This window comes from Tepidiforma flava, assembly GCF_027594505.1.
GTDB lineage: Bacteria > Chloroflexota > Dehalococcoidia > Tepidiformales > Tepidiformaceae > Tepidiforma > Tepidiforma flava.
In genome coordinates this window covers 2,671,982-2,693,852 of the sequence record NZ_CP115149.1, presented here as the reverse complement: position 1 = coordinate 2,693,852, position 21,871 = coordinate 2,671,982, and the positions used below count along the sequence as shown (strand labels likewise).

20 protein-coding genes are annotated in these 21,871 nt (G+C 71.2%); 9 read left to right on the top strand and 11 right to left on the bottom strand.

What is annotated here, in order from left to right; translation table 11 throughout:
- Window positions 1-7: 7 nt before the first annotated feature.
- Complete coding sequence (gene rsmI / locus O0235_RS14625) at window positions 8-847, bottom strand: 16S rRNA (cytidine(1402)-2'-O)-methyltransferase (RefSeq protein ID WP_270056506.1); 840 nt, start codon at window positions 845-847, stop codon at window positions 8-10.
- Window positions 848-990: 143 nt separating this feature from the next.
- On the opposite strand from rsmI, the gene O0235_RS14620 reads away from it, so the two are divergent.
- Window positions 991-2,214: a GuaB3 family IMP dehydrogenase-related protein gene (locus O0235_RS14620; RefSeq protein ID WP_270056505.1), complete on the top strand. Its 1,224-nt coding sequence runs from the start codon at window positions 991-993 to the stop codon at window positions 2,212-2,214.
- Window positions 2,195-2,788 (top strand): hypothetical protein, encoded by a 594-nt coding sequence (locus O0235_RS14615; protein WP_270056504.1) that lies wholly within the window; start codon window positions 2,195-2,197, stop codon window positions 2,786-2,788. The genes O0235_RS14620 and O0235_RS14615 overlap by 20 nt, the downstream gene beginning before the upstream one ends.
- On the opposite strand, the gene O0235_RS14610 is transcribed toward O0235_RS14615, so the two are convergent.
- The 10 genes from O0235_RS14610 to O0235_RS14565 form a co-directional block, all read right to left on the bottom strand.
- Window positions 2,785-3,582: an HAD family hydrolase gene (locus O0235_RS14610; protein ID WP_270056503.1), complete on the bottom strand. Its 798-nt coding sequence runs from the start codon at window positions 3,580-3,582 to the stop codon at window positions 2,785-2,787. The two genes, O0235_RS14615 and O0235_RS14610, sit on opposite strands and share 4 nt — an antisense overlap.
- Window positions 3,573-4,394, bottom strand: coding sequence for a peptide chain release factor N(5)-glutamine methyltransferase (prmC, locus tag O0235_RS14605; RefSeq protein WP_270056502.1), 822 nt, complete (start codon window positions 4,392-4,394; stop codon window positions 3,573-3,575). The genes O0235_RS14610 and prmC overlap by 10 nt, the downstream gene beginning before the upstream one ends.
- Window positions 4,391-5,467 carry a peptide chain release factor 1 gene (gene prfA / locus O0235_RS14600; RefSeq protein ID WP_270056501.1) on the bottom strand — a complete coding sequence of 359 codons (1,077 nt, stop codon included), beginning with the start codon at window positions 5,465-5,467 and terminating at the stop codon, window positions 4,391-4,393. The genes prmC and prfA overlap by 4 nt, the downstream gene beginning before the upstream one ends.
- Before the next feature lie 83 nt (window positions 5,468-5,550).
- Complete coding sequence (fabZ, locus tag O0235_RS14595) at window positions 5,551-5,991, bottom strand: 3-hydroxyacyl-ACP dehydratase FabZ (RefSeq protein WP_270056500.1); 441 nt, start codon at window positions 5,989-5,991, stop codon at window positions 5,551-5,553.
- A 2-nt stretch (window positions 5,992-5,993) separates the two neighbouring features.
- Window positions 5,994-6,848, bottom strand: a complete 855-nt coding sequence (locus O0235_RS14590; protein WP_270056499.1) for a PHP domain-containing protein — start codon at window positions 6,846-6,848, stop codon at window positions 5,994-5,996.
- Window positions 6,848-7,615, bottom strand: coding sequence for a TIGR00282 family metallophosphoesterase (locus O0235_RS14585; protein WP_270056498.1), 768 nt, complete (start codon window positions 7,613-7,615; stop codon window positions 6,848-6,850). The genes O0235_RS14590 and O0235_RS14585 overlap by 1 nt, the downstream gene beginning before the upstream one ends.
- Window positions 7,616-7,622: 7 nt before the next feature.
- On the bottom strand, window positions 7,623-9,152 hold the full coding sequence (gene rny, locus O0235_RS14580) for a ribonuclease Y (protein ID WP_270056497.1): 1,530 nt from the start codon (window positions 9,150-9,152) through the stop codon (window positions 7,623-7,625).
- 113 nt (window positions 9,153-9,265) lie between these two features.
- The gene (locus O0235_RS14575; RefSeq protein ID WP_270056496.1) at window positions 9,266-9,898 is read right to left on the bottom strand and encodes a trimeric intracellular cation channel family protein; all 633 of its coding nucleotides are present in this window, start codon (window positions 9,896-9,898) and stop codon (window positions 9,266-9,268) included.
- Window positions 9,899-9,933: 35 nt separating this feature from the next.
- Window positions 9,934-10,935, bottom strand: a complete 1,002-nt coding sequence (gene ilvC, locus O0235_RS14570) for a ketol-acid reductoisomerase (RefSeq protein ID WP_270056495.1) — start codon at window positions 10,933-10,935, stop codon at window positions 9,934-9,936.
- A gap of 68 nt (window positions 10,936-11,003) precedes the next feature.
- Window positions 11,004-11,819, bottom strand: coding sequence for a nuclear transport factor 2 family protein (locus O0235_RS14565; protein WP_270056494.1), 816 nt, complete (start codon window positions 11,817-11,819; stop codon window positions 11,004-11,006).
- Window positions 11,820-12,047: 228 nt separating this feature from the next.
- On the opposite strand from O0235_RS14565, the gene pepN reads away from it, so the two are divergent.
- The 7 genes from pepN to menE all read left to right on the top strand — a co-directional run bounded on the left by pepN (window position 12,048) and on the right by menE (window position 21,862).
- On the top strand, window positions 12,048-14,579 hold the full coding sequence (gene pepN / locus O0235_RS14560; protein ID WP_270056493.1) for an aminopeptidase N: 2,532 nt from the start codon (window positions 12,048-12,050) through the stop codon (window positions 14,577-14,579).
- Between the two features lie 73 nt (window positions 14,580-14,652).
- A complete protein-coding gene (locus O0235_RS14555) occupies window positions 14,653-15,921 on the top strand; it encodes an isochorismate synthase (protein WP_270056492.1) in 1,269 nt (422 codons plus the stop codon).
- On the top strand, window positions 15,918-17,639 hold the full coding sequence (menD, locus tag O0235_RS14550) for a 2-succinyl-5-enolpyruvyl-6-hydroxy-3-cyclohexene-1-carboxylic-acid synthase (RefSeq protein ID WP_270056491.1): 1,722 nt from the start codon (window positions 15,918-15,920) through the stop codon (window positions 17,637-17,639). The genes O0235_RS14555 and menD overlap by 4 nt, the downstream gene beginning before the upstream one ends.
- The gene (gene menH / locus O0235_RS14545; protein WP_270056490.1) at window positions 17,636-18,478 is read left to right on the top strand and encodes a 2-succinyl-6-hydroxy-2,4-cyclohexadiene-1-carboxylate synthase; all 843 of its coding nucleotides are present in this window, start codon (window positions 17,636-17,638) and stop codon (window positions 18,476-18,478) included. Before menD ends, menH begins: the two co-directional genes overlap by 4 nt.
- A complete protein-coding gene (menB, locus tag O0235_RS14540; protein WP_373324332.1) occupies window positions 18,475-19,305 on the top strand; it encodes a 1,4-dihydroxy-2-naphthoyl-CoA synthase in 831 nt (276 codons plus the stop codon). The genes menH and menB overlap by 4 nt, the downstream gene beginning before the upstream one ends.
- Entirely contained in the window at window positions 19,302-20,390 is a 1,089-nt protein-coding gene (locus O0235_RS14535; RefSeq protein ID WP_270056489.1) for a mandelate racemase/muconate lactonizing enzyme family protein, read from the top strand. Before menB ends, O0235_RS14535 begins: the two co-directional genes overlap by 4 nt.
- The gene (gene menE, locus O0235_RS14530) at window positions 20,387-21,862 is read left to right on the top strand and encodes an o-succinylbenzoate--CoA ligase (RefSeq protein ID WP_270056488.1); all 1,476 of its coding nucleotides are present in this window, start codon (window positions 20,387-20,389) and stop codon (window positions 21,860-21,862) included. The genes O0235_RS14535 and menE overlap by 4 nt, the downstream gene beginning before the upstream one ends.
- Window positions 21,863-21,871: the final 9 nt, after the last annotated feature.

Below are 21,871 nucleotides of genomic sequence, written 5' to 3'. Positions count from 1 at the left end.
CACAGGGTCACGCTTCGCCGTCCCCGTCGAGCTCATCCCACAGCGCGTAGAGCGCCGACCGGTCCGCCCCCGTGAGCCGCGCCACTTCGCCAGCGGCAGCGCTCCGCCGCGCCCCGGCCCGCCGAAAGGCTGCCAGCAGCGCCCCCGGCTCGAAGGGGGTGACGGCCGCTGGCGCCTCCGCCGGGCCGATGACGACCGTGACCTCGCCCCGGGCCTCCCGGAACCGCGCTGCCAGGTCCGAGGCGCGTCCCCGCGCGACCTCCTCGTGCAGCTTCGTCAGTTCGCGGCAGACCACCGCCTCGGGGTCGCCGAGCGCCTCCGCCGCATCCCTGAGCAGGGCAGCGAGCCGCCCGGGGGACTCGAAGCAGACGACCATCCGGTCCGGCCCGGCCAGGCCGGCGAGCCGCGCCCGGCGCTCGCCCTGCTTCCGCGGCAGGAACCCGGCGAACACCACGACCGGGGCGTCGAAGCCGGCGACTGAAATCGCCGCGGCCAGCGCGGACGGCCCCGGGACGGGCGCGACCCGCACCCCTGCGGCATGCGCCGCCGCCACCAGGCGCGCGCCCGGGTCGGACACGCCGGGTGTCCCGGCATCGCTGGCGAGCACGGCGACGCCTTCGGCAGCTGCCGCCAGTACCTCCGGCGTCCGCTCCCGCACGTTGAATTCGGTCAGGCTGACGAGCCGCGCCGTGCTCCCGGCCGCCCGCGCCAGGCGGCCGGTCACCCGCGTATCCTCCGCCGCGATGAGCGATGCGGCCCGGAACGCCTCCTTCGCCCGCGGGGAGAGGTCCTCGAGATTCCCGAGCGGCGTGGCAACGACATAGAGCCCGGGATGCCACGCCGTCATCGAGCCGGCCAATCCGAGCTATTGCACATAAGCGACACCGCCGAATCCGAATTGTGTTGACCCGTCAACCTGCCCCTCCTACACTCGAATGCAACGCCGCGGCCGCTGCCAGGCCGCAATTCTAGCCCCGGGATTGCGCTGAATTGAGTACTGCTGTCAACCTCTCCTCCGCCGCCTCCGATGAGCCGGAGCGCGGCCCCGCGCCGTACCCGCAAGGGGACCAGCCCGCTCCGACCTTCAAGCAGCTCCGACGCGCCTACGGCTTCGACGAAGTCGCCATCGTTCCCGGCACCGTGACCATCAACCCCGAGCTGACCCAGCTCGGCCTCGATATCGGCCCCCACCACTTCGCGATCCCGTTCATCGCCTCCGCGATGGACGCCGTCGTCGACCCCTCCTTCGCCATCGCGATGCACCGGGCCGGCGGCCTCGCCGTCCTCAACCTCGAGGGTGTCTGGACGAAGTACCACGACCCGGGCGCCATCCTGCAGGAAGTCGCCTCGGTCAGCCGCGATGAGGCGACCGCGCTCCTCCAGCACGCCTACCAGCAGCCGATCCGCGAAGACCTCATCCATCGCCGCATCCAGGAGATTAAAGCTGGCGGCGCCGTGGCGGCCGTCTCCGTGACCCCGATGAACACGAAGCGCTGGGCGCCCCTTATCCAGGAAGCCGGCGCCGACATCCTCGTCGTCCAGAGCACGGTGACGACCGCCCGGCACGAGTCGACCAGCATCGAGGGCCTTCGCTTCGAAAAGCTGCTCAAGGAGATCCACATCCCGGTCGTCGTCGGCAACACGGTCGGCTTCGAAGCCACGCTCGAACTCATGCGCACCGGCGTCGCCGCGGTCCTCGTCGGCGTCGGCCCCGGCGCGGCCTGCACCAGCCGCGAAGTCCTCGGCATCGGCGTCCCGCAGGTCACCGCCACCATCGACTGCGCCGCCGCCCGCGAGTACTACTTCCGCGAGTCCGGCCGCTACGTGCCGATCATCACCGACGGCGGCATCCGCACCGGCGGCGACGTCTGCAAGTGCTTCGCGGCCGGCGCTGACGCGGTCATGATGGGGTCGCCGTTCGCCGCCACCACGGAGGCGCCCGGCCGGGGCTACCACTGGGGCATGGCCACGCCCCACGCCCACCTGCCGCGCGGCACCCGCGTCGCCGTCGGCGTCAATACCACCCTCCAGAAACTCCTCTACGGTCCGACCAGCCGCACCGACGGGACCGAGAACCTCGTCGGCGCGCTCCGCACGGCGATGGGCATGTGCGGCGCCCGCACCATCCGCGAGTTCCAGCAGGCCGAGATGGTCATCGCCCCGGCCATCAAGACGGAAGGCAAGATCTACCAGTTTGCGCAGGCTGGCACCTAGCATCGCGCTCGCGTTCGCGCTCCTGCTGGCGGTCCCGGCTCACCCGGCCGGGGCCGCCGGTCCGTGTATCGAGGCCGACCCGGCGGCGCTCGAGCCCGCCGTCCTCGCTGCGAACCTCATCGTCGTGGCGGAAGTTCGCGAGGCGTCCCCGCTGCCCGAACTCGCCCCCGAAGCGTTCCTCAAGGGCACGGTGACGCGCCAGGCGATCCGCTTCGCCGACGTTGCCGCGCCCCCTTCGTGCGCGCCCGCGGCCCTCCCGCGCGGCGCCCGGGTGCTCGCCTTCCTCTCCACCGAAGGGGGCGGCGCGCGCTGGCCCGCGGCCTCCGCCCTCTTCGTCCTCCGCGATGGCACGGCGCTCCGCGCCGACGGTGAGGTCCCCCCCGTCGCAGAAGCGGACCTGCTGCAGCGCGTCCGCGCCCTGACCGGTCAGCAGGCGGCCCCGCCGTCCGGCGCCGAATCCGGGGCCGGCATCGACTGGTCCGGCACGATCCTTCCCGTCGGCGCGCTCCTGCTCGCCGTCTTCGGTATCGGCCTCGTCCTGATGCGCACCTGGCACCGCATCGACCCGAGCTAGCGCGCCAGCGATTCGAGGAAGTCCGCCAGCCCCGCTTCGCCGGGCTCCAGCACGACGTCCGCGGCGTCCAGCGCATACCGGTCCGCGTGCGCCATCGCCGCACCGATGCCCGCCCACGCCAGCATCGAGGCGTCGTTGACCGAGTCCCCGACCGCGGCCACCTCGTGCCGGTCGATGCCCCAGCCCTCGCACAGCAGCGACAGCGCGTGGCCCTTGTTCGCCTCCGGCGCGACCGCGACGGTCACCTCCGGAAAATCGAGCACGTGCAGCCTGTCGCCGAACCGCGCCGTCAGCTCCCGGTGGATGGCTGGCGCTGCGCCGGCGTCGGAGATGATGCCGACGCCGGTCGGGACGACCCCCGAGTGCTCCGGGTCCGCCCGGTACTCGGGTTCGATGCCGCTGACTTCGCCGTACCGCCGCGTCGCCTCCGAGGGTGCGCTCGCGATGTAGCGGACCGGGTTGAACCACTCGTAATCGCGCCCGATCGCCCGGGCATAGTCGATGACGTCGAGCGCCGTCCGGCGGTCAATCGGGAAAACGTGGAGCATCTCCCCATCCAGCCGATGCACGGAACACCCCTGCTGGCAGACCACCGGCGTCACGAGCCGCAGCTCCCGCGCCACCCGCACCGTCCCCGGGAACATCCGCCCGCTCGCCAAAACGACATAAATGCCGGCGGCGGTCAGCCGCCGCACGGCCTCCCGAACCCGCGGCGGAGGAACGTGGTCGCCGTGGCCGTTCCCGGGCGGGATGACCGTCCCGTCGATGTCGAGCGCAACGAGTTTCACGCCCACCGGAGGCACACCACCCGGTCGATGCCGGCAAGGTCCGGGAGCGTCGATGCGGCCGCGCCGAGGCTGCGCCCCGCCGCGGCCACGGCGTCGGCCTGCCCGAACCCGACTTCGAGCGCGAGCAGCCGCGGCCGCAGCCGCTCCGCGCAGTCCCGGATGAGCCTGCGGATGAGCTGCAGGCCATCGTCGCCGCCGTCGAGCGCGACGCGCGGCTCCCATGCGCTCACCTCCGGCTCCAGCGCGTCGATTTCGCCGCTCGGGACGTACGGCAAATTGGCAAGCACGACGTCCGCCCGCCGGACTGCCGCCGCGAGGTCGCACCGAACCAGCTGGACGCCCGGCGCGTGCGCAGCAGCGTTCAGCGCGGCGAACCGGAGCGCCTCCGGGCTGAGCTCCGTCGCGATGACCGTCGCCTCCGGCGCTTCCGCGGCGACTGAAACTGCCACCGCGCCGCTCCCCGTCCCGACTTCCAGCACCACCGCCCCGCGGCCTCCCCGCACGGCGTCGAGCCCGACGTCGACCAGCAGCTCGGTCTCGGGCCGGGGCACCAGCACGCCGCGCCCGACGGCGAAGCGTCGGCCGTAGAATTCGCGCCAGCCCGTGATGTAGGCGAGCGGCTCGCGCCGTTCGCGCCGGGCGAGCCAGTGCTCCAGCCGCGCGCGGGCCTCCCCGTCGAGCACGGCACCGGCGAAGTATGCTGCCCGGGAGATGCCGGCCGCCTCCCTGACCAGGACCTCCGCCTCGAACCGCGCGTCCTCCAGTCCCGCCGCTTCCAGCCGCCGCGCCGCCGCCCCCGCGATCTCCCGCGCGTTCATGCCATCGCTTCGAGCCGGGCAGCCTCGTCCGCCGTCGCGACCGCATCGATGATGTCGTCGAGGTCGCCGTCCAGCCGCTGGGAGATGTTGTGCACCGTCAGGCCGATGCGGTGGTCGGTGATCCGGTCCTGCGGAAAGTTGTACGTCCGGATTTTCTCGCTCCGGTCGCCCGTGCCGACCTGGCTGCGGCGGCTCGCCGTCAGCTCCGCTTCCTGCTTCTGCTGCTCGAGGTCGTACAGCCGCGACCGCAGGTGGGTCATCGCCTTGATCCGGTTCTTCAGCTGCGAGCGCTCGTCCTGGCATACCACCACGATACCCGTCGGGATGTGCGTGATGCGGACGGCCGTCGCCACCTTGTTCACGTTCTGGCCGCCCGCGCCGGACGAATGGAAGATGTCGACCCGCAGATCCTTCTCGTCGATGTCGACGTCCACCTCTTCGGCTTCCGGCAGGACTGCCACGGTCGCCGTCGATGTGTGGATTCGTCCCTGCGCCTCCGTTTCCGGAACCCGCTGCACGCGGTGGACGCCGCTTTCGTACTTCAGCCGCGAATAGGCGCCTTCGCCGCGCACCTCGAACACGACTTCCTTGAAGCCGCCCTTGTCCGATTCCGATGCGCTCAGGATTTCCGTCTGCCAGCCTTTCCGCTCGGCGTACCGCTGGTACATCCGGTAGAGCTCGTGGGCGAAGAGCGCCGCTTCCTCGCCGCCGGCCCCGGCGCGGATTTCGACGATGACGTTCCGGCTGTCGCGCGGGTCTTTCGGCAGCAGCATCCGCCGCAGCTGTCCCTCGAGCTGCTCCATCCGCTGCTCCGCATCTTCCAGCTCCGCCTGGGCCAGCTCCTTCATCTCGGCGTCGCCGTCTTGCAGCAGGGCGCGGGCTTCTTTGGCCGCGTCCTGCGCCGCCCGGTACTGCCGGAATACCTCCACGATCGGCTCGATCTCCGCGCGCTCCTTCGCGAGCCGGCTGACCTGCTCGAAATCGGCAGCAACCTCCGGCCGGCCCATCTCTGCCGTGAGCTCATCGAAGCGGGCGTTCACCCGCTCCAGCTGCGCGAGCACCGTCTCGTCCATCGAACTCCCGAACACGATGACGGCCCGCCATGGGCGGACCGCCGCGACGTTTCACTCCTCGTTCGAGTATACCACCGTGATGCTCAGGCCCCCGCCGGGTCAGCGAGCGCGAACGTAATCGTGCCCTCCGCCGCGACCTGCCCGTCCACCGTCGCGCGCACCCGTCCCTTGCCGACCGGTCCCCGCATCTTCTCGAGTTCGAACTCCAGCTGGAGCTGGTCCCCCGGCACCACCGGCCGCCGGAAGCGGAGCTGCTCGATGCCGCCGAACAGCGGCAGCTTCCCGCCGGTGTCCGTCCCGCGGAGCAGCGTGACCGCCGCCACCTGGGCGAGCGCCTCCACGATGAGCACCCCCGGCATGATCTTTCGCCCCGGGAAATGGCCTTCGAAAAACCACTCGTTTGCCGTCACGTTCTTGATGCCGACGCCGCGCCGACCTTCCTCGATCTCGATGACGCGGTCGACCAGGAGGAAGGGATACCGGTGCGGGATGATCCGTTCGATTTCTTCGATGTCGATGGCCATGGTCACACCTCGATGGCGCCGCAGGCGCAGTTCGCGTCGATGAAGTCCACGAATTCGCGGACCCGCTCCTCCGGGAACGGGATGTCGCCGATGTCCCGGTCGTCCGGGTTGCCCAGCCCGTGGAAGTCGCTCCCGCCCGAGGCGGCCATGCCCAGCTCCTGCGCCAGCGCGGCGTGCTGCGCGACCGTCTCCGGCGGGTAGTGCTTGTAGTAGGTCTCGATGCCGTCTGCCCCCAGCCCCCGGAGCATGCGAATCACTTCGACATAATCCTCACCGATGAACACCGGGTGGGCGACGAACACCACACCGCCGTGCTCGTGGATGATGGCGATGGCGTCCTGCGGGTCCAGCTTCTCCCGGTTCACGTCCGCGGGCTTTCCGTTCCCCAGCCACAGGTCGAATGCCTCCTGCACGCTCGCCACGTATCCCTTCTCGACGAGCGCCCGCGCCACGTGCGGCCGTCCGACCGTTGCCTCGCCGGCAATCTCGAGCACCCGCTTCGTCTCGAGCGGCATCCCGTGGTCGCGCAGGATGCCCACGATCTTCTCGACCCGCGCGAGCCGGCCCTCCCGCTGCCAGCGGAAGAACTCCTGCAGCCGCGGTCCCGAAGGGTCGAAGCCGAAGCCGAGCAGGTGGACGTCCGCCTTCCCGACCTCGGTGCTGATCTCCACCCCCGGGATCAGCCGCAGCCCGAGCCGGCTCGCTGCCGCTGCCGCTTCCGCCAGGCCGTCCGTGGTGTCGTGGTCCGTCAGCGAGAGCACGCGCACGCCGTTCGCCGCAGCCCGCTCCATCACCCACGTCGGCGTCTGCACCCCGTCCGACGCGGTCGAATGCAGGTGGAAATCGCCCACCGCCATCAGCACACCTCCCGGTCGACCCGCTCGATGCGCACGGCCCGGCGCGTCCGGTCGTCGGCCTCGACCAGCACGCCGTTGATGACGGCCGGGCCTTCGGCCGGGACCAGCCGGGTCGGCATCTGCGTCAGGAAGCGGCTCAGCACCGCCTGGATATCGTCGCCGATCACCGAATCCTTCGCCCCGCACATCCCGGCATCCGTGCAGTAGGCGGTCCCGTGCCGCAGCAGCCGGCAGTCTGCCGTCGGCACGTGCGTGTGCGTCCCGACCACGAGCGTCGCCCGCCCGTCGAGGTGCCAGCCCATCGCCTGCTTCTCGCTCGTCGCCTCGGCGTGGAAGTCGACCACGATGAACCGGTTCGCCGACATGCCGGCGAGGGCCGCATCGACCGCCCGGAACGGGTCGTCATACTCCGCCGGCATGAATGCCCGCCCAATCAGGTTGATGACGACGAGGTCGCCGCACTCGGCGATGCCGCGCCCCGGAGCGCCCGGCGGGTAGTTCAGCGGCCGCGTGATGCCCGGCGTCGATTCGAGGTACGGGTACAGCTCACGGTGCTGGAACGTGTGGTTTCCGCCGGTGATGACGTCCACGCCTGCGGCGAACAGCTCATCGGCGTGCCGGGGGATGAGCCCCTTCCCGCCCGAGCAGTTCTCGCCGTTGGCCACGACATAATCGAGCCTCAGTTCGTCCCGCAGCCGGGGCACGGCGCGGACCACCGCCTCGCGCCCCGCGCTGCCGACGATGTCGCCGAGGAACAGGAGCCGCATCGCCGCGCTACCGGGCGTACTCGGTCGCGCGCGTCTCCCGGACCACCGTGACCTTGATCTGGCCCGGGTACTCCATCGTCTCCTCGATCTTCTGGCTCACATCGCGGGCAATCCGCATCGCCTCGAGGTCGTCCACTAGCTCCGGCTTGACGATGACGCGCACTTCCCGCCCGGCCTGGATGGCGAACGCCGATTCCACGCCCTTGTAGCTCTTGGCGATGTTCTCGAGCGTCTCCAGCCGCTTGATGTAGGCCTCGAGCGACTCCCGCCGCGCGCCCGGCCGGCCGCCCGAAATCGCGTCCGCCATCATCACGATGATGGCCTCCACCGTGCGCGGTTCGACTTCTTCGTGGTGCGCCTCGATGCAGTGGGCGATGGCCTCTTTGACCTTGTAGCGGCGCGCGATGTCGGCCCCGATCAGGGCGTGTGTTCCCTCCACCTCGTGGTCGACCGCTTTGCCCAGGTCGTGCAGGAAGCCCCCGGCCCGCGCGACCTCTACGTCGGCGCCGATCTCCTGCGCAATCATCGCCGCGATGTGGGCCGTTTCCACCGAGTGGCGCATCACGTTCTGGCCGTAGCTCGTGCGGTACTTCAGCCGGCCGAAAATCTTCAGCACTTCCGGGTGGAGGTTCAGCACGCCCGCCTCGACCGCGGCAGCCTCCGCGGCCTCCATCATCGTCGCCTCGACGTCGCGGCGCGCGCGGTTCACCGCTTCCTCGATGCGGGTCGGGTGGATGCGCCCGTCCTGCACGAGCATCGTCAGCGCCTGCCGCGCAATCTCCCGCCGCACCGGGTCGAACGCGCTCACCGTCACGGCGTCCGGCGTGTCGTCGATGATCAGGTCCACCCCGGTCGCTGCCTCGATCGCCCGGATGTTCCGGCCCTCGCGGCCGATGATTCGGCCCTTCATGTCATCGCTCGGGATCGGCACCACCGAAACGGTCGTCTCAGCCGTGACTTCGGAGGTGTACCGCTGGATGGCCGTCGCGAGGATCTTCCGGGCGCGCTGCGCGGCCGTCGCCTCGACTTCCTTCTCCATCTCCCGCACGCGGCGGGACGCTTCTTCGCGGATTTCGACCTCGACGGCGGCGAGCAGCTGCTGCCGCGCTTCCTCGACCGAGAGATTCGCCACGCGCTCGAGCTCGGTCGCCTGCCGCTGCCGCAGCTCCTCCGCTTCGGCCCGCAGCTGTTCGATCTGCGCCTCGCGGTCGCGCAGGGCCTGCTCCCGCCGTTCCAGCGTCTCGAGCTTCCGGTCGAGGTTCTCTTCCTTCTGCGCGAGCCGCTGCTCGATGCGCGAAATCTCCGCCCGCCGCTCCTTCATCTCCGCTTCGAGCGAATTCCGGAGCGCGAGCGTCTCTTCTTTTGCCTGGAGCAGGAGCTCCTTCTGTCGTGTCTCGGCCTCAGCGAGGATCCGGCTGGCCTGTTCCTCCGCTTGTTGCAGCGATGTCCCGGTAACGCGGCGGCGGTACATGACGCCCGCCCCCGCACCAACCAGCAACCCCACGAGGCCGACGATAATCGCAGTTATCGCCAGCATGTGATATCTCCAGGGCGGTCATACGAGATGACACGGGTGATACCCCGGCGCAAAACTCGCCGAAAGTTCTCTTTTCCATCCTACGCCCCGGCCACCCAAAACGGAACCGCGCATCACCGCTTCGCGCCGCTTCGGCCGCCCGGCCGCGGCAGCCGCAGGTCGAACGCTGCGCCCGCCGAGTACACCAGCGCCGCCACCGAGAGCCCGAACACGGCCGCCACGCTGTTCGACTGGCCGTACACCGCCCACGTCGCCAGCCCGCCGAGGCCCGCCGCCGTCGCGTTCACCTCGCTGTGGAGCACGACCGGCACCCGGTCCGCCAGCACGTCCCGGATGACCCCGCCCCCGACCGCCGTCACGATGGCCATCAGCATCGCCCCGCTCCAGCCCAGCCCGGCCCCGATCGCGGTCAGCGACCCCGCGACTGCAAAGGCGCCCAGCCCGCCCGCCTCCGCGACCCGCAGCACGAAACGGGGGTAGCGCGCGCGCCGCCAGATGAGCACGACGGCTGCAACCGCGCCGCCGACGGCCCACGCGAGGTAGTCCGGGTGCGCGAGGATGAGCGGCAGCCGGTCGAGGATGACATCCCGCATGACGCCGCCGCCCGTCGCGGTGACGACGCCCATCACCAACAGCCCGAAGACGTCCAGGTTGCGCCGCGCCCCGACTTCGACCCCCGAAAACGCGAACGCGACGATGCCGGCCCGGTCGAACGCGCCCACGAGGGTCGCCGTGTCGAACTCCACCGGGCACCTCCGCAGTCGCAGCGCTGCGCGCCGGGTCAGTCCTTCGGCTTGTTCAGCCAGCTCATCATGGCGCGCATCTCCGCGCCCACTTTCTCCACCGGGTGCTCGGCCTCCAGCCGCCGGGTCGCGAGGAAGTGCGGCCGGCCCGCCATGTTCTCGAGGATGAACTCCTTCGCGAACTGCCCGGTCTGGATCTCCCGCAGGATCTTCTTCATCTCCGCGCGCGTCTGTTCGGTGATGATCCGCGGCCCGCGCGTGTAATCGCCGTACTCGGCCGTATCGCTGATCGAGTACCGCATCCGCGACAGCCCGCCCTCGTAGATGAGGTCCACGATCAGCTTCAGCTCGTGCATCGTCTCGAAGAACGCGCTCTCCGGCTGGTAGCCGGCCTCCACCAGCGTTTCGTAGGCCGCCTTGATGAGCGATGACAGCCCGCCGCAGAGGATGACCTGCTCGCCGAAGAGATCCGTCTCCGTCTCCTCGCGGAAGGTCGTCTCGAGCACGCCGGCCCGGGTGCCGCCGATGCCCTTCGCGTATGCCAGCGCCAGCTGGAGCGCCACCTCGCTCGCATCCTGGTGCACCGCCACGAGGCAGGGCACGCCGCCCCCTTCCGTGTACACCCGCCGCACGAGGTGCCCCGGCCCCTTCGGCGCGATCATCGTCACGTCGACGAACGGCGGCGGCTGAATCTGCTGGAAGTGGATGTTGAACCCGTGGGCGAACATCAGCATCTTGCCCTCGGAGAGGTTCGGCTCGATGCCCGCCTGGTAAATCTGCTTCTGCACCTGGTCCGGCGCGAGGATCATGATGATGTCGGCCTCGCGCGCCGCTTCTTCGACGCTCGCCACCCGGAGGCCTGCCGCCTCAGCCGCAGCCCGCGACTTCGAGCCCGGGTACAGCCCGACGATGACATCGCAGCCGCTGTCGCGCAGGTTGAGCGCATGCGCATGCCCCTGCGAACCGAACCCGATGATGGCGATCTTCCGCCCGTTGAGCAGGCTCAGATCGGCGTCGTCGTCGTAGTACATCTTGGCCATGGCAGGCTCACCTCGAGGAAAGTATCAGGAGAGGCGGAAGCGCGCCCCCGCGCCGGCGGGGGATGAGGTCAGGCGGGCATGATGACGCGGCGCTGGTGCCGGTCCTGCGCGTAGTTTTCGTACGGGTTGATGCCCAGCTCCCGGAGCATCGCGTACCCCTCGATGACCTGGATTTTGCCGTCGACCAGCCGCACCCAGTCGGCGAAGCGCGGCCGCGCCGGGTCGATCGCGAGCTCCACCATCGCCATGTGGTCGCCCGCCATCAGGTTCGTCACCCGGAGCTTGCCGAACGCCGGCATCGGGATGGAGGCGAGCAGCCCGAGCACGTTCTCCGGCCCGGTCACCACCCCGTAGACCCCGTCGATGATGGTCGCCTTCGGCGAAAGCTTCTCGAGCGCTGCGTCCCGGTCGCCGGCGAGGAGAGCGTCGTAGAACGCCTGCACCACCTGCCGCGTCTGCGACGGGTTCCCGCCCCGGTACCCCAGCGCGTCGTTCAGCGCTGCCGTGGCCGGCTTATCGAGCGTGATGTCTCGCAGCGTCGCGTACAGCCGCCGCCGGGCGACTTCTTCCTCGTCGTCGCCATCGAACTCGAAAATCTCGATGACCCGCTGGGTGAACGGCCGCCAGTCGTAGCCCTTCGCCTCGATCGTTGCCCGCACCGCGACGGCATTGCCTTCCTCGATGTATTCGAGGTCGGCGTAGTTGCAGTCCTGGTAGTCGCGGAGGAACTCGCGGTGCCAGTCCGCAATCGACACCGAATCGCGCAGGGTCGGCCCGCGGAACGACTGGAACACCGCGTCCGGCCGGTGCCGCGCTTCGATCTCGGCGAACCGGTCGAAGTTGATGGCGGTGATCAGGGCATTGACGGCGGGGATGTGGGACATAGGCGGCGGTTACCTGCGCTGGGGTCGGCCGGATTGTACCCCGGTTCACGAAATGGGTCACCGCAGCGCCTGTTCCGCCGGGAGCGCGTCCCGTTTTCCCGTGCCCCACCGCGGAAAATCGCCTACCCTGACGCTCGTTACCCTTTTCGAGAGCGGCACCGGGCCGCGCTGGAGCCACCGATGGCGAACGCCCCCGCACCAAATCAACCCGTATCACCGCCCCGCGATGTGCTGACCCGGCAGGAAGCCGAAGCCCGCGCCGCCCGCGTCCGCGCCTGCGACTACGTGCTCGAACTCGACCTCGCGGCCGGCGCTCCAACCTACCGCGGCGACGCGACCCTTCGCTTCGATCTTGCCGGCGAAGGCGACCTCTTCCTCGACTTCCGCGGCCGCCGCATCGAGCGCCTCGAAGTCAACGGCCGGCTCCTCGATTCGCCAACGTGGAACGGCTACCGCCTCTGGCTCCCGGCCGATGCGCTCGCCGCTTCGAACACGGTCCGCGTCGTCTACGAAAACGACTACGACCACGAAGGCGACGGCTTCCACCAGTTCGTCGACCCGGAAGACGGCGAGGAGTACCTCTACACCAACTTCGAGCCTTACGAGAGCCACCGCCTCTTCCCGCAGTTCGACCAGCCCGATATCAAAGGCACCTACCGCCTCACCGTGACGGCACCGGCCGGCTGGGAGCTCATCCACAACACCGCGCCGGCCTCGGTCGAACCCGGGCCGGATGGCCGGCGCCGCTGGGCCTTCCAGCCGACGAAGCGCTTCTCGACCTACCTCTTCGCGCTCGTCGCCGGCCCCTACCACGTCGTGCGCGACCGCCACGGCGACACCGACCTCGGGCTTTTCTGCCGCAAATCGCTCGCCCGCTACCTCGATGCCGACGAGATTTTCGAGGTTTCGAAGCAGGGCCTCGACTTTTACGCCGACTTCTTCGGGGTCGCCTACCCGTTCGGGAAGTACGACCAGGTCTTCGTGCCCGAGTTCAACTCCGGCGCCATGGAGAACGTCGCCTGTGTCACCCACAACGAATACATGGTCTTCCGCGACCCGCCGACCACGAACCAGCGCCGTTCGCGCGCCGAGGTCGTCCTCCACGAGATGGCGCACATGTGGTTCGGCAACCTGGTCACCATGCGCTGGTGGAACGACCTCTGGCTGAACGAGAGCTTCGCTACCTACATGTCCTACCTTTGCATGGACCAGGCCACGAAGTTCGATAGCGGCTGGCTCGATTTCGCCTCCTCCATCAAGAACTGGGCCTACCGGCAGGACCAGCTCGTCACCACCCACCCCATCGCGGGCATCGTCGAGGACACGGACCAGACGTTTCTCAACTTCGACGGCATCACCTACGGCAAGGGAGCCTCCGTCCTGAAACAGCTCGTCGCGGCCGTCGGCCTGGAGGGCTTCCGCGAAGGCATGCGGGAGTACTTCCGCCGCTACGCCTACGGCAATGCGACCCTCGCCGACTTCCTCGCAGCCGTCGAGCATGGCAGCGGCACGTCGCTCGCCGAATGGGCGCGCTTCTGGCTCGAAACCCCGTCCCTCAACACTATCGCCGCCCGCTGGACCGTCGAAGCGGACCGCGTCGCCTCCCTCGCGCTCGAGCAGTCCGCTCCCCCGGAGTATCCCTACCTTCGCCCGCACCGCCTCGACGTCGGGCTTGCCCGCGAGGAAGAGGCCGGTCTCCGCGTCACCGTCCTGCCGGCATCGATCGCCGGCCCGCGCGCCGAGCTTCCCGAAGCGGTCGGCCTGCCCCGGCCCGATTTCGTCTTCCCCAACTACGGCGACCACGGCTACTGCAAAGTCGCCCTCGACCCGGTCTCGCTCGAGTACGTCCTCGCCAACATCGACCGCGTCGATGACACGCTCCTTCGCCTCCAGCTCTGGGCCTCGCTCTGGAACATGGTGCGCGACCAGCAGCTCTCGTCGTTGCGCTACCTCGCCCTCGTCCGGGAGAAGGCGCCGGGCGAACACCACCCGGAACTGCTCGAAGCCATCACCTCGAACGCGCTCCTCGCGCTCGGCCGGTACGTGCCCGATGAGGCGTTCGAGCCCGAGGCCCGCCGGTTCTTCGATGCCGCCCTCGCCGCCCTCCGGCAGGCCCCGCAGGGGGACCTCCAGAAACTCTGGGCACGGACCGTCATCGGCGCTGCCGCCGCGCCCGGGGACGTCGAAACCCTCTGCCGCCTCGCCGACGGCGAGATTGACGTGCCCGGCCTCGTCATCGACCAGGAGATGCGCTGGGCCATCGCTGCGAAGGCCGTCGCGCACGGGCTGCCCGGGGCCGCTGAACGGCTCGCCGCCGAGGCCGCGCGCGACCCCTCTGACCGCGGCGTCCGCGCCCGCCTCCGCGCGGAGACGTCGGCACCCGACCCGGCGGTGAAGGAGGCTGCCTGGGCCAGGTTCCTCGGCGAGGGGTACGGCTCGCTCTACCTCACCGCCGCGGCCATGTCCGGCTTCAACTGGCACCATCAGCGCGACCTTCTCGAACCGTACGTCGAGCGCTTCTTCGACGCCGTCCCGGCCATCTTCGCCGAGCGGGACAAGGAGTTCGCCACCGACTTCTTCCGCAACCTCGCGCCCGCCTACCGCGTCGAGAAGCCGGTCATCGACCGCGCCCGGCGGCTCCTCGAGCGCGCGGGCGACCATGTGCTCCTCCGCCGGACGGTGCTCGAGTTCATCGATGACATGGAGCGGGCGCTCCGGTGCCGTGAATTCGCCCGCGCCGGCACCGGCCCGGCAGGGTGAGCCCACGTACAGCCCGTAGCGGCCCCGGGCGGTAGCCTGTTGTCGAACCCCGCAGAAAGAAGTTCAACGGCCGATGTCTGCTCCCTCGACGACTCGTCCCGCAGCGCCGCCCGGCCGCATCATGGCGACGCCCCTCTCTTCGGCGACCGTCGCGTGGTACCGCGCGCGCGGCGACCGCTGGCTCCGCGAACACGCCGCCGTCACCTGGGAGCGTCCCTCCCGCGGCCTGCAGATCTTCGGGATCGGCGTCGCGGTCCGCGCCGCCGGCCCCCGCGGAGAAGGCTTTGCCGCCGCGCGGGATGCGGTCACGGACCTGCTGCGGCGCCTGGACGTTGACGCCTCCGCCGTCCGGCCCCTCATCTTCGCCGGTGCGAGCTTCGACCCCGGCGCCCCGCGCCGCGACCCGGCCTGGGAGGTCTTCGGCGGCTGGCAGGTGCTCCTCCCCGCCATCACCATCATCCGCGAGGGCGAACGCTGGTCCGGCGTTGCCTGTGCCGGTGACTTCCCTGCGCCGGAGGACGAATCCGCCGCGCCCGGCGATACGGCGCCGCACGACTCCCTCGCGAATGCCATCGCCGAGGCGGTGCGCGAGATTCGCGAAGGCCGGTACGAAAAGGTCGTCCTCGCCGGCTCGCGCCTCGTCCCGCTCGACGGTGTGACGGTCCCCGACGTCCTCGCCCGCCTGGTCGCCGCCTTCCCCACCTGCTGCGTCTTCAGCTTCCGCGCGGGCGGGAGCACGTGGCTCGGCGCGAGCCCCGAGCCGCTCGCCGCAGCCGCCGCCGGCCGGGTCGAACTCGTCTCGCTCGCCGGCTCCCGCCGCCGGGGTGCGTCCCCCGACCTCGACCGGCAGCTCGAAGCGGAGCTGCTCGGCAGCAGCAAGGAGCGCTGGGAGCACCGCCTCGTCGTCGAGGCCATCCTGCGCGAGGCGGGCGAGCTCGTCGGCGGCCTCCAGTTCCCGTCCGAACCTTCGGTCATGAAGCTCGCCAACATCCAGCATCTCTACACGCCGATTTCCGGCCGGCTCGAACCCGGCGCGTCCCTTCTCGATGTCGTCGAGCGGCTCCATCCCACCCCGGCGGTCGGGGGCTGGCCGCGGCCCGCGGCGCTCGATGCCATCCGCCGCCTCGAACAGATGGACCGGGGCTGGTACGCCGGGCCCATCGGCTGGGCCGACCCCGCGGGCGACGGCGAGTTCGTCGTCGGCCTCCGCACGGCGCTCCTCGGTGGCGCGGCAGCCCGGCTGTACGCGGGCGCCGGCATCGTCGCAGATTCCACCCCCGCGGCCGAGCTCGACGAAATCGAATCCAAGCTCGACGCCCTGCGGGGAGTCATCACGCGGTGAGCATCGCCCGCGCCAACACCGCTGCGGCCCGCGCGCTCGTCGCGGGGCTCGCTCGCGCCGGCGTCCGGCATGCGGTCGTCACGCCGGGCAGCCGCTCGACGCCCCTCGTCTTCGCCCTTGCCGAACAGGATGTCATCTGTCCGCGGCTCGTCATCGACGAGCGTTCGGCAGGCTTTTTTGCGCTTGGCTTAGCCCGCGCGACAGGAACGCCCGTCCCCATCGCCTGCACCTCCGGGACTGCCGTCGCGAACCTCTTCCCTGCCGTCGCGGAAGCAAACCTTTCGCGCGTGCCCATCATCGCCCTCACGGCCGACCGCCCACCGCGGCTCCGCGACGTCGGCGCAGCCCAGACCATCGACCAGGTCCACCTCTTCGGCCGCCACGTCCGCTGGTCGGTCGACCTTCCCGCGCCCGCGAGCCCGTCCGACGCCCCCGCGTATGAGGTCGCGGGCCGCCGCGCCGTGAGCATGGCGCTCGCCGGCATTCCCGGCCCGGTGCAGGTCAACGCCCCGTTCGAAGAGCCGCTGGTCGAAGCCCCCGCCGACCATCCTGCCGGCTGGCACCCCGCGACGGGGACGCTGCCCCGGCCGGTCCACCCGCCAGACGCCGCTGCGATCGCTGACGTTCGCCTGCAGCTCGAGCGTGCCCGCCGTCCGCTCATCGTGGCCGGGCCGGAAACCGGCGGCCTTCCCTGCACGCCGCTCCTCCGGCTCGCTCGCGCGCTCGATGCGCCGGTGCTCGCCGACCCCCTCAGCGGCCTCCGCGCCGGCGTCGACGAAGGCGCGCCCGTGCTCGACGCCTACGACGCCTGGCTGCGGGCCGTGACCCCTCCGGCTCCCGATTTCGTGCTTCGGTTTGGTTCGGCGCCCACCTCGAAGGTGCTCAACCAGTTCCTTGCCTCGCTCGGTGGCGTCCCACAGGTCCTCGTCGACCTCCCCGGCGGCTTCCGGGAACCGAACGGCCTCGTCCCCGCGCTCCTGCCCGGCGACCCGGGAGAGGCCGCCCTGGCGCTCGAGGACGTCCGCGCCGCCATTGAGCCCGGCTGGTGCGCCGCCTGGGTCGAAGCCGACCGTGCGGCGCGCGCCGCGCTCGACGGCGCCTGCCGGCAAGAAGACGGCGCCTTCGAGGGCCGCGTCTTTTTCGAACTGCGTGACGCTTTGCCGGCCGGCGCCGCGCTCGTCGCCGGCAACAGCATGCCCGTGCGCGACCTCGATGATTTCTTTGGGCTTCGGGAAGCCCCGCTGGACATCGCCGCGAACCGGGGCGCAAACGGCATCGACGGCGTCGTGTCGACCGCTGCGGGTGCTGCGGCCGGGGGGCGGCCGACCGCGGTCGTCGTCGGCGATGTGTCGTTCCTCCACGACCTGAATGCGCTGTGGCTGGCCCGGGAGCACGCGCTGCCGCTCCTCGTCGTGGTCGTCAACAACGACGGCGGCGGGATCTTCCACTACCTCCCGCAGGTGGCCCACGAGCAGCAGTTCGAACGGTGGTTCGCGACACCGCCGCGCATCGACGCCTGCCGGGCGGCCGCACTCTTCGACCTGCCAGCGGCGGGCGTCGAAAGCTGGCCTGGCTTCCGGGCACAGGTGGCGGCGTGGCTGGAGCGGGGCGGCCCGGCGGTCCTGGAACTGAAGTCCGGCCGCGCTGAAAACGTGGCCATGCACCGCCGCGCCTGGGAGGCGGCCGGCCGCGCCGCCGCAGAGGTGTTCGGCCGATGACGCGTGTCGAGGTCGCGCCCGGGTTCCGCCTCAACGTCGAAACGTGGGGCGCGGGACCGCCCCTCGTCTTGCTCCACGGGTTCACTGGCTCCGCCCGTGCGTGGGGCGAGTTCGGCCAGCTGCTCGGCCGCTCGTTCCGCTGCGTCGCGGTTGACGTCGTCGGCCACGGCGACTCCGACGCCCCGGATGACGTCACCTGCTACCGCATCGAACGCGCCGCTGCTGACGCCGTTGCGGCGGTGCGCGCCTGCGGCGTCGACCGCGCGCCGTGGCTCGGCTACTCGATGGGCGGCCGCACTGCGATTGCGGTCGCCTGCCTCCACCCGGGGGCGGTCTCCGCCCTCGTCACCATCGGCGCATCGCCCGGCATCGCCGACGAATCCGAGCGCGAGGCGCGCCGGCTCGCCGACGACGCCCTCGCGGACCGCATCGAACGGGAAGGCATCCCGGCCTTCGTCGCCTACTGGGAATCGCTCCCGCTCTGGGCGACGCAGGCGCGGCTCCCCGCCGGGGTCCGCGAAGCCCAGCGCGCAATCCGCCTCGCCAACCGGCCGCGGGGGCTCGCCAACAGCCTGCGCGGCATGGGCGCCGGCGCGCAGCCGCCCTTCCACGACGCGCTCCGGGACCTCCGCATCCCCTTCCTCGCGCTCGCCGGCGAACTCGACACAAAATACGTGCAGGCTGCGGCCGAGATGGCCGCGCTCGCGCCCGCCGCGCGGGCCGGCACGGTCCCCGGCGCCGGCCATGCTGCCCAGCTCGAAGCCCCGGCAGAAACGGCCGCGGCGGTAACCCGCTTCCTCGCCGAATCCGCCCATCTCCCACTGGAGGCCCACCTGTGACTGCAATCGACTGGCAGACCGTCCACGAGTACGACGACATCATCTTCCAGCGCGCCGAGGGCATCGCCCGTATCAGCATCAACCGGCCCGAAGTCCACAACGCCTTCCGGCCGAAGACGACGTTCGAACTCATCGATGCCTTCTCCCGCGCGCGCGAAGACCCGGAGGTCGGCGTCATCCTCTTCACCGGCGAAGGCGGCCGCGCCTTCTGCTCCGGCGGCGACCAGCGCGTCCGCGGCCACGGCGGCTACGTCGGCGAAGACAACGTCCCGCGCCTCAACGTCACCGACCTCCACAAGCTCATCCGCTCCATCCCGAAGCCGGTCATCGCGCTCGTCGCCGGCTGGGCCATCGGCGGTGGCCACGTTCTCCACGTCATCTGCGACCTCACCATCGCCGCCGAAAACGCTCGCTTCGGCCAGACCGGCCCGAAGGTCGGCAGCTTCGACGGCGGCTTCGGCGCCATCCAGCTCGCCCGCAACGTCGGCCAGAAGAAGGCCCGCGAAATCTGGTACCTCTGCCGCCAGTACGACGCCCGCGAAGCGCTCGACATGGGGCTCGTCAACGCCGTCGTCCCCCTCGACGAGCTCGAGGCCGAAGGTGTCCGCTGGGCGAAGCAGATCCTGAAGATGAGCCCGCTCGCCATCCGCATGCTCAAGTCGGCCTTCAATGCCGAGCTCGACGGCATGGCCGGCATCACCGAGCTCGCCCACAACGCGAACATGCTCTTCTACATGACCGACGAGGCGAAAGAGGGCCGCAACGCGTTCCTCGAAAAGCGCGAGCCCGCCTACTCCGATTTCGCGAAGTTCCCCCGCAGGCCGTGACGCCCATCGCTGCTGCCCGGCTCGTGCCGTACCGGCTGCAGCTCGCCGCGCCGCACACCGACGCCCGCGGCAGCTTCACGACCCGGGAGGGCGTGCTCCTCGAGCTCACGGACGCGGACGGGCGCTCGGCGCTCGGCGATTGCTGCCCGCTGCCCGCACCCGGCGCCCCGTTCGAGGCGGCGGTTGCCGCCCTCCGCGAGGCCGCGCAGGCGCTCCCGGGTGCCGCGCCTGCGGACCTTTTCGAACGGCATGCGGAAGTCCCCAGCCCGCTGCCCGGCGCCGCCGCGTTCGCCCTCGAGAGCGCCGTCGGATTCCTCGCGGCCGCCCACCGCGGCCTCACCCTCGCCGCGCTCCTCGAACCGGGCGCGCCGCGCCCGGCCGCGCTGTCCGTGAACGCGCTGGTCGACGCTGCCGACGTCAGCGCAGCGCTCGAGCAGGCCCAGCGGGCCGCCGCCGGGGGCTACGCCGTCCTGAAAGTGAAGGTCGGGCTCGGCCGGGCGCGCGACCTCGCGCTGCTCCGCGCCCTCCGGGGACGGCTCGGCCACGGCGTCCGGCTCCGGCTCGACGCCAACGGCGCCTGGACCGGCGGCGAGTTCCTCGCCCTGGCCCCTGCCCTGCGGGAGGCAGGCGTCGAGCTCGTCGAGCAGCCGGTTGCGCCTGGAGAGGCCGCGGCGCCGGGCCGTCTCGCGGAGCTGCGCGCCCGCACAGGGCTGCGCATCGCCCTCGACGAGTCCCTCGCTGACCCCGGCGCCGCTGACCTGGTCGCTCCGGAAACCTGCGATGCCATCGTGCTCAAGCCGTCGCAGCTGGGCCTCGCGTATGCCGCCCGCCTCGCGCGCGCTGCCCGAGCGTCCGGCATCGAGGTCATCGTCACCGGCGCGTTCGAGTCGGCGGCCGGGTTCGCGGCCGTGCTCGAATTCGCTGCGGCGTTCGGCTCCCCGGGCACGGCGCACGGGCTCGCGACGGCCCTCGCCGTCGTCGGCGACCCGGTCGAAGGCGTGCCGAAGCCAGCCGCCGGCGCCATTGAGCTCCCCGCGGCGGGGGTCGTTCCCCGGCTCGCCGCAGCCAGGGAGCCGTCCCGGTGAGCGCCGGCGGTCTGCCCGCGGCGTTCGACTGGCTCGCCCACCGCGCGGCGGTGCTCCCGGCGCACCCCGCGGTCGAATTTGGGGCTGAGGTTTGGTCCTTCTCCGAGCTCGACCGCCGCGCATCGGCCGCTGCTGCGCTCCTGCTGGACGCCGGCCTCGAACCGGGCGACCGGGCGGCGCTGCTCGCGGCGAATTCCAACACGTTCGTGGCCGCGGTCTTCGGCGCCGCCCGCGCGGGAATCCGGCTGGCCCCGCTCAACTGGCGCCTCACCGCCGGCGAACTCGCCTGGCAGGTGCAGCGGCTCGGCGCACGCGCTGTTCTGCACGACGCCGCCTACGCCGACGCGGCGACCGCCGTCGCCGCCGAGGCAGGCAGCCGCGCCCTCGACCTGGAAACCGCGGGCCGGCACGCTGCGCGCTCCCCCGCTGCCGGCTGGCCCGGGACCTGGACCGGCGATTTCATCCTCATGTTCACGTCCGGCACCACGGGCCGCCCAAAGGCCGCACGCCTCACCTTCGAGAACTTCTTCGCGAGCGCTGCCGCGTCGGCCTTCAACATCGGCGTCGACCCTGCCGACCGCTGGCTCGCCTGCATGCCGCTCTGCCACGTCGGCGGCCTCTCCATCGCCACGCGCTCCCTCATCCAGGGCACGACCATCGTCATCCACCCGGGCTTCGATCCCGCCGCCGTGAACCGCGCCCTGCGCCGCGAGCGCATCAGCCTCCTCTCCGTCGTGCCGACGATGCTCGCCCGGATGCTCGAAGCCGACCCCGACCCGTTCCCGCCCTCGACCCGGGCGGTCCYGGTCGGCGGCGGCCCCGTCTCCCGCGGGCTCCTCGAACGGGCCGCAGCCCGCGGCCTGCCCGTGCTCCAGACGTACGGTCTGACCGAAGCGACCAGCCAGGTCACGACCCTCTCCCCCGCCGACGCCCTGGAGCACCTCGGCTCCGCGGGCAAGCCTCTCTTCTCCATCCGCGTGGCCGTCGACGCGCCACCCGGCGAACCGGGCGAAATCCTCGTCGCGGGGCCGACCGTCTTCGCCGGCTACTTCGATGACCCGGAAGCGACCGCCCGCGCGCTCCAGGGCGGCTGGCTGCGCACCGGCGACATCGGCCGCCTCGACGCCGAAGGCTTCCTCTACGTGCTCGACCGCCGCGACGACCTCGTCGTCTCCGGCGGCGAGAATGTCTACCCCGCCGAGGTGGAGGCCGCGCTCGAAGCGCACCCCGCCGTTCGCGAGGCCGCGGTCGTCGGCCTGCCGGACGACCGCTGGGGCCAGGTCGTCGGAGCCGCGGTCGTCTTCGAGCCCGGCGCCTCCGCCGGCTGGGGCGACCTCGAAGCGTGGCTGCGCGGCCGGCTGGCCGGCTACAAGCTCCCGCGCCGCTGGCTCGAGGCCGGCAAGCTCCCGCGCACCGCGAGCGGCAAACTCCAGCGCCACCGCGTCCGCGCCTGGTTCGAAGCCGGCCCGTAGAATCGGCCC

Coding starts and splice junctions, on each gene's coding strand:
- O0235_RS14585 (WP_270056498.1), bottom strand. CDS start 7,615: ATGCGGCTCCTGTTCCTCGGCGACATCGTCGGCAGCGCGGGGCGCGAG.
- rny (WP_270056497.1), bottom strand. CDS start 9,152: ATGCTGGCGATAACTGCGATTATCGTCGGCCTCGTGGGGTTGCTGGTT.
- prfA (WP_270056501.1), bottom strand. CDS start 5,467: ATGGACGAGACGGTGCTCGCGCAGCTGGAGCGGGTGAACGCCCGCTTC.
- ilvC (WP_270056495.1), bottom strand. CDS start 10,935: ATGGCCAAGATGTACTACGACGACGACGCCGATCTGAGCCTGCTCAAC.
- fabZ (WP_270056500.1), bottom strand. CDS start 5,991: ATGGCCATCGACATCGAAGAAATCGAACGGATCATCCCGCACCGGTAT.
- rsmI (WP_270056506.1), bottom strand. CDS start 847: ATGACGGCGTGGCATCCCGGGCTCTATGTCGTTGCCACGCCGCTCGGG.
- O0235_RS14565 (WP_270056494.1), bottom strand. CDS start 11,819: ATGTCCCACATCCCCGCCGTCAATGCCCTGATCACCGCCATCAACTTC.
- prmC (WP_270056502.1), bottom strand. CDS start 4,394: ATGAACGCGCGGGAGATCGCGGGGGCGGCGGCGCGGCGGCTGGAAGCG.
- O0235_RS14555 (WP_270056492.1), top strand. CDS start 14,653: ATGTCTGCTCCCTCGACGACTCGTCCCGCAGCGCCGCCCGGCCGCATC.
- menH (WP_270056490.1), top strand. CDS start 17,636: ATGACGCGTGTCGAGGTCGCGCCCGGGTTCCGCCTCAACGTCGAAACG.
- O0235_RS14590 (WP_270056499.1), bottom strand. CDS start 6,848: ATGGCGGTGGGCGATTTCCACCTGCATTCGACCGCGTCGGACGGGGTG.